Genomic DNA, 1,461 nt, shown 5'->3' on the forward strand with positions numbered 1-1,461 from the left:
CCACCACCCCCACCACCCCCGACACCCCCACCGCCGCCGCCACCGCCACCGTGCATCATCGGGTTGATGACAGTGGCCCGGCGGATACTCTCCTCCCGCGGGGCGGCGGGGCCTTCCTTCGGCCGCCGCAGCTGGAGGGGGACGGCGCACTGTCCAGGGCCCGGCAGTGGGCGGACTACAGGGAAGAGCGGGACACGGTCTACCACCGTCGGCTGGCGTTCGAGGAGCGCTTCGAGCGTGCCACCGGAGACCTGTCGGAGGACATCGCGGACGGAGCCCGGAGGTTCGAGGGGCTGTTCGGCGGGGACGGGCGGCAGGGCGGACCGGTCCGCGAGTATGCCGAGGAAAGCTACCGGGCGCAGCTCCGTACCGTCTTCCGGGATCTGGCACAACGGGCCGGGCCCGAAGGCGTCACCCCGGAGCAGTGGCAGGCGGCCCACAGGAGGGCGCGCGAGGAGGTGACATGGCTCTTCAGACAGGGTGCGGAGCGTGAACGTCATGAGGAGATGTTCCGCGGTGACTTCGACCGGGCGCTGGCAGATTTCCGTGGTGGGGACCTGTTCGGCGGGCGCTACCTCACTCAGGAGACGTCCCCCGGCCGTGGCCGCGGCACACGGGAGAGTGACCGTTCCGGGGAGATGGCGCGGGAAGATCTGCTGGAGGAGGCGCAGAGCACCGACGTTCCGCACACACTGCACGAGCTGCGGGTACGGATGCGGCTGAGGTACCTCCTCGCGGTGGACGACGCCTACCAGACGCCAACAGCGGGTGCCGGCCACGACCCGGCGCTGCGCGAGGAGGTGCTGAGTGAGCGGATCAGTGTTCTGCGCGGTGAACTGGCCGACGGGATACGGGAGCTGAGTGCCCGGGAGCGGGAGGTCGAACACCTCACGCGTCGCTTCGACGAGGCGCTGGAGAACTGGCAGGAGGACCTGGCCCAGGGCGGCATGCTCAGCGAAACGGCGGAGACCCGGGCGCGCGAAGACTTCCAGAAAGAGCTGCGCACCGCTTACGCGGCGCTGCGTGCCACGACCGGTGGTGACTCGGGCGGGCCGCTGTTCGGGGCACGCTGGCAGACGCACCAGGACCGTGTCACCACGCTGCCGGCGCTGCACGAACGGTTCGAGTACACGCAGTTGCGCGAAATGCGGCTGGAACAGGCCCGCCGTGTTCTCACCGAGGCCGCCGACGCGTTCGAGAACGATCTCGCAGGCGGCGGACCGTTGCACGAGAACGGCCGGGAGCGGCTGACGCAGGAGTGGGACACGTCTGTCGAGCGGAGTTTCGACGAGCACTGGTTCGGCCGGGAAGACCGCGAGGACTTCCGCGTCCCGCCCACAGCAGCGTCCCTGGACCACCAAACAGACACCGACCCCGACACCACCCCGCCCCGCCACGCCACACGCACACCCAACAGCCCAGCCACCACCGAATCGTCCACCGCCACCACCGCCACCACCG

1 protein-coding gene is annotated in these 1,461 nt (G+C 70.2%); it reads left to right on the forward strand.

Annotated elements, in window-relative coordinates; genetic code table 11:
- Positions 1-1,461: hypothetical protein (locus ACGFU7_RS48120; protein WP_393705146.1), on the forward strand; the 1,461-nt coding region annotated here is incomplete at both ends.

Source organism: Streptomyces sp. NPDC048473 (assembly GCF_043200155.1).
Classification (GTDB): Bacteria; Actinomycetota; Actinomycetes; order Streptomycetales; family Streptomycetaceae; genus Streptomyces.